The following is a 4,632-nucleotide window of genomic DNA, read 5'->3' on the forward strand; positions in this document are numbered from 1 at the left end:
CCCCCGCCTTCCCCGTCCTCCCGAGGTTGCCCCGCCCATGAACTCACGTCAGCGCCGCGGTGTCGTCCTGCTGGTCCTCTCGGTGGTGTGCGCCCTGGCCGCCTTCGCCGGGGTGGTCTTCGTCATCGGCGACGTCAACTCCAAGGTGGGGCCCGAGGTCCGGGCGTACCGGGTGAAGGCGGACGTCCCGGCGTACACCCCGCTCACCCCCGACCGGTTCGAGCGGATCAGCATGCCGGAGCGGTGGCTCTCCGCCGGCGCGGTGACCGACCTGTCCACCCTGAACGGCAAGATCGCCGTCGCCGACCTGAAGAAGGGCTCGCTGCTCCAGCGGGACATGGTCGCCGACCGCCCCGCCCTCCAGGCCGGCCAGCAGGAGATCGCCATCATGATCGACGCCGCCACCGGCGTGGCCGGCAAGATCACCGCCGGGGCCTCGGTGAACATCTACGCCACCTTCGACGACGAGGGGCGCGGCGACAAGGCGGTCGCCGAGTCCCGGCTGATCGTGGCCGGCGCCCGGGTCATCGACGTCGGCAAGCTCACCCCCATCGACGCCCGCCAGTCCGGCGGGGCCGGCCGGACCGTCGGCCAGCGCGAGGCCGTCCCCATCACCTTCGCCCTGACCACCGCCGACGCCCAGCGCGTCGCCTACGCCGAGTCCTTCGCCGAACACGTCCGGCTCGCCCTGCTGCCCGAGGACGGCCCGCCCGCCGTCGCCCCCGGCGAGCGCACCTACACCCTCGACGAGGACAAGAACAAGTGAGGGCCGCCCGGATGATGACCCCAGACCCAGCAGGGAGGGCCGGATGAGCACCCGCATCCTGCCGGCCGTCGGGGACGCCGACGCTGCCCGCTCCGTGACCACCCTGCTCAGCCAGCTCCCGGACGCCGAACCGGTCGGGCCCGTCGGCGACTCCACCTCCCTGATCGACACCCTCGCCCGCCTCGCCGCCGACTCCCTCGAAGACCTCCCCGAGGTCGTCCTGGTGCACGAGCGCATCGGCCCCGTCCCCGCGCTGGAACTCATCCGCGAGGTCGCCCTCCGCTTCCCCGCGGTCGGCGTCGTCCTGGTCACCGGCGACACCAGCCCCGGCCTGTACTCCGCCGCCATGGACTCCGGCGCGCGCGGCCTGGTCGGCCTGCCGCTGTCGTATGAGGAGCTGGCCCAGCGCGTCCAGTCCGCCGCGGGCTGGTCCACCGGGGTGCGCCGCCACCTCGGCCAGGGCGGCGAGACCTTCACCGGACCCGGCGGCACGGTCGTCGCCGTCGCCGGGGCCAAGGGCGGCGTCGGCGCCACCGTCACCGCCGTCCAGCTCGCCCTGGCCGCCCGCGCCGCCGGCCACAGCACCGCCCTGGTCGACCTCGACCTCCAGTCCGGCGACGTCGCCTCCTACCTGGACGTGCAGTTCCGCCGCTCCGTGGTGGACCTCGCCGCCATCCAGGACATCTCCCCCCGGGTGCTCCAGGACGCCATGTACGCCCACCCCTCGGGCCTGGCGCTGCTGCTCGCCCCCGGCGACGGCGAACGCGGCGATGACGTCACCGACCGCTCCGTACGGCAGGTCCTCAGCGCCCTGCGCACCCGCCACGAGGTGGTGGTCGTCGACTGCGGCACCCACATGGACACCGCCAACGCGGCCGCCGTGGAGATGGCCGACACCGCCGTCCTCGTCGTCACCCCCGACGTGGTCGCCGTCCGGGCCGCCAAGCGGATGGTCCGGCTCTGGGACCGGCTCCAGATCCGCAAGGCCGAGGAGACCGTCACGGTGGTCAACCGGCACGTGCGGGCCACCGAGATCCAGCCGCCCCTGGTCGCCCGGATCACCGGCACCCAGGTCGCCCGCACCACCGTGCCCGCGCAGTTCAAGGAGCTCCAGCCGGTGGTGGACGCCGGCCGGATGCAGGACCTGGAGGCGAAGTCGACGGTGAAACAGGCACTGTGGACCCTGGCCGCCGAACTCGGCGTCGTCCGGGCCGCCGACACCGCCCCCGCCCGCCCGCGCGGCGACCGAGGCTCGCTGGGCCTGCGCCGGGGGAGGCACCGGTGAGCGCGGCCCCGGCACGAGCCGCCGGGCCGACCGCGGGTGACCGGGCGCCCGGACGGGCGCGGCGCGGCGCGCGCCCCCGGCCGCCCCGGTTGTTCGGCGGGTCCGGGTCGCCCCGGCCCCTGCCGGTGCGGTTTTCCCGCGGCGTCCGGGCGCCGAGGGTGGGGCCGCTCAAGGCCTTCCGCGGCGACCGGCCGGTGCGGCCTCCTCGTGGCGTCCGGGCGCTCCGGGTGGGGCTGCTCAGGGCCCTTCGGGGGGACCGGCCGGTGCGGCCTCCTCGTGGCGTCCGGGCGCTCCGGGTGGGGCCGCTCAAGGCCCTTCGCGGCGACCGGGGGCAGCTCGCCGTGGAGTTCACCGGGATGATGCCGGTCGTCCTCGGCACTATCGCCCTGCTCTGGCAGACCGCCCTGGTCGGCTACACCTTCTCCCTCGCCGGCAACGCCGCCGACGCCGGCGCGCGGGCCGGGGCGGTGTCCGGCGCGGGCGCCTGCCAGGCCGCCGCCACCGAGGCCGTCCCCGGCGCCTGGACCGCCGGCGCCGCCTGCGGGGAGGGCGGCGACCTGTACACCGCCACCGTCCGCATGAACACCCCCGTGCTCTTCCCCGGCTTCGACGTGCCGATCGAGATCACCGGCCACGCGGCCGTCGCCAGCGAGGAGGCGGACACCCCGTGACCCGCACCGAACGGCCACCGCGCGGACGCGACGACGGCCAGGCCGCCCTGGAGTTCGCCGGCTGGGTCGCGGTCCTGCTGATCGCCGCCCTCGCCGCCGTACAGCTCGGCATCGCCGCCTACGCCGTCCAGCAGGCCGGCACCGCCGCCCGCGCCGGGGCCAGGGTCGCCTCCCAGGGCGGCGACGGCGGCGCGGCCGGCGCGGCCGCCGCCAGCAGTTGGCTGGACCCCCGGGTCGCCGTCCCGTCCGGGGCCGGCGCGGACCAGGTGACGGCCACCGCCACCGTACGGATACCGTCCGTCATCCCGCTGTTCAGTCTGCCCGCCGCCACCCGCACCACCACCATGCCGGTCACCGCCCCGGACCCGGCCGAGTGACCGTGCACCGCACCGGAGGACACCCAGGAGGGCAACGGACATGAGCCTGCGCGCACGCATCGCCGCGCCCGAGCCGGCGGTCGGCGACCGGGGCGAGGAGAACCACCTGGTCGGCGTCTACCGGATCAAGCTCCTGGAGGAGATCGACCTCGCCGAGATGTCCGCGTTGGCCGCCGCCGAGCGCCGGGCCCGGCTCGAACGCGTCCTCGGCCACATCATCAGCCGCGAGGGCCCGGTCCTCTCCTCCACCGAACGCTCCCAGCTCATCCGCCGGGTGGTCGACGAGGCCCTCGGCCTCGGCATCCTCGAACCGCTCCTCGAAGACGCCTCGATCAGCGAGATCATGGTCAACGGCCCCGAGCAGGTCTACGTCGAGCGGCGCGGCCGCCTCGAGCAGCTCCCCATGCGGTTCTCCTCCACCGAGCAGCTCATGCAGACCATCGAGCGGATCGTGTCCACCGTCAACCGCCGCGTCGACGAGTCCAACCCGATGGTCGACGCCCGGCTGCCGTCCGGCGAGCGGGTCAACGTCATCATCCCGCCGCTCTCCCTCACCGGCCCGATCCTCACCATCCGCCGCTTCCCGCGCGCCTTCACCCTCCAGGAGCTGGTCGCCCTCGGCACCCTGGACGAACACCTGGTGATGCTGCTGGCCGGCCTCGTCCGCGCCCGGTTTAACGTGATCGTCTCCGGCGCCACCGGCACCGGCAAGACGACCCTGCTCAACTCCCTGTCCGGGCTCATCCCGGAAGACGAGCGGATCGTCACCATCGAGGACTCCGCCGAACTCCAGCTCCAGCAGGCCCACGTCATCACCCTGGAGGCCCGCCCGCCCAACGTCGAGGGAAAGGGCCGGGTCACCATCCGCGACCTGGTCCGCAACTCGCTGCGCATGCGGCCCGACCGGATCATCGTCGGCGAGGTCCGCGGCGGCGAGACCCTCGACATGCTCCAGGCCATGTCCACCGGCCACGACGGCTCACTGGCCACCGTGCACGCCAACAGCGCCGAGGACGCCCTGATGCGGCTCCAGACCCTCGGCTCGATGTCCGAGGTCGAGGTCCCCTTCGCCGCCATCAAGGACCAGATCAACAGCGCCGTCGACGTCATCGTGCAGCTCACCCGGCACGCCGACGGGGCCCGCCGGATCACCGAGGTCGCCGTCGTCGACTCGCACGGGCGCGAGGAGTACCGCATCGCCACCGTCAGCCACTTCGCCGCCCAGCCCATCGCCCCCGACGGCCGGGTGCACGGCCACTTCGTCCACCACCCGCTGCCCCGCCGCATCGCCGAACGCCTCCACCTCCAGGGCGAGTCCGTCCCCGCCGCCTTCGGCGTCGCCCACTCCGACGCCCAACTGGCCCTGCGCCCCCCCCCGACCCTCGCTTAACACTTAAACACTCACCTGCCCGGGCACCTCTATGAATTCTCTGCTGCTGACGCTTACGTATACATTACACCACTTTCTGCTGCTCGTGTAAGGACCATAAGGATGCAGCTTGTAACTTTTCGTCCTCTCTGCATCTTTCTGTC

At 73.8% G+C, this 4,632-nt stretch carries 5 protein-coding genes; all 5 read left to right on the top strand.

What is annotated here, in order from left to right; translation table 11 throughout:
• Nucleotides 1–37 precede the first annotated feature (37 nt).
• The 5 genes from cpaB (at nucleotide 38) to C6N75_RS28085 (ending at nucleotide 4,489) form a co-directional block, all read left to right on the top strand.
• A complete protein-coding gene (cpaB, locus tag C6N75_RS28065; RefSeq protein WP_105871664.1) occupies nucleotides 38–766 on the top strand; it encodes a Flp pilus assembly protein CpaB in 729 nt (242 codons plus the stop codon).
• Nucleotides 767–809: 43 nt separating this feature from the next.
• Complete coding sequence (locus tag C6N75_RS28070; protein WP_105871665.1) at nucleotides 810–2,051, top strand: AAA family ATPase; 1,242 nt, start codon at nucleotides 810–812, stop codon at nucleotides 2,049–2,051.
• 263 nt (nucleotides 2,052–2,314) lie between these two features.
• A complete protein-coding gene (locus C6N75_RS28075) occupies nucleotides 2,315–2,722 on the top strand; it encodes a TadE/TadG family type IV pilus assembly protein (protein ID WP_258177655.1) in 408 nt (135 codons plus the stop codon).
• Nucleotides 2,719–3,099: a TadE/TadG family type IV pilus assembly protein gene (locus C6N75_RS28080; protein WP_105871667.1), complete on the top strand. Its 381-nt coding sequence runs from the start codon at nucleotides 2,719–2,721 to the stop codon at nucleotides 3,097–3,099. The genes C6N75_RS28075 and C6N75_RS28080 overlap by 4 nt, the downstream gene beginning before the upstream one ends.
• Nucleotides 3,100–3,139: 40 nt before the next feature.
• Complete coding sequence (locus C6N75_RS28085) at nucleotides 3,140–4,489, top strand: CpaF family protein (protein ID WP_105871668.1); 1,350 nt, start codon at nucleotides 3,140–3,142, stop codon at nucleotides 4,487–4,489.
• The last annotated feature ends 143 nt before the right edge of the window (nucleotides 4,490–4,632 follow it).

It is taken from the genome of Streptomyces solincola, from assembly GCF_002982015.1.
In the GTDB taxonomy this organism is placed as follows: domain Bacteria; phylum Actinomycetota; class Actinomycetes; order Streptomycetales; family Streptomycetaceae; genus Streptomyces; species Streptomyces solincola.

Excerpts from the sequence above, each read along its gene's own strand:
- C6N75_RS28070 (WP_105871665.1), top strand. The coding sequence starts at position 810 with ATGAGCACCCGCATCCTGCCGGCCGTCGGGGACGCCGACGCTGCCCGC.
- C6N75_RS28085 (WP_105871668.1), top strand. The coding sequence starts at position 3,140 with ATGAGCCTGCGCGCACGCATCGCCGCGCCCGAGCCGGCGGTCGGCGAC.
- cpaB (WP_105871664.1), top strand. The coding sequence starts at position 38 with ATGAACTCACGTCAGCGCCGCGGTGTCGTCCTGCTGGTCCTCTCGGTG.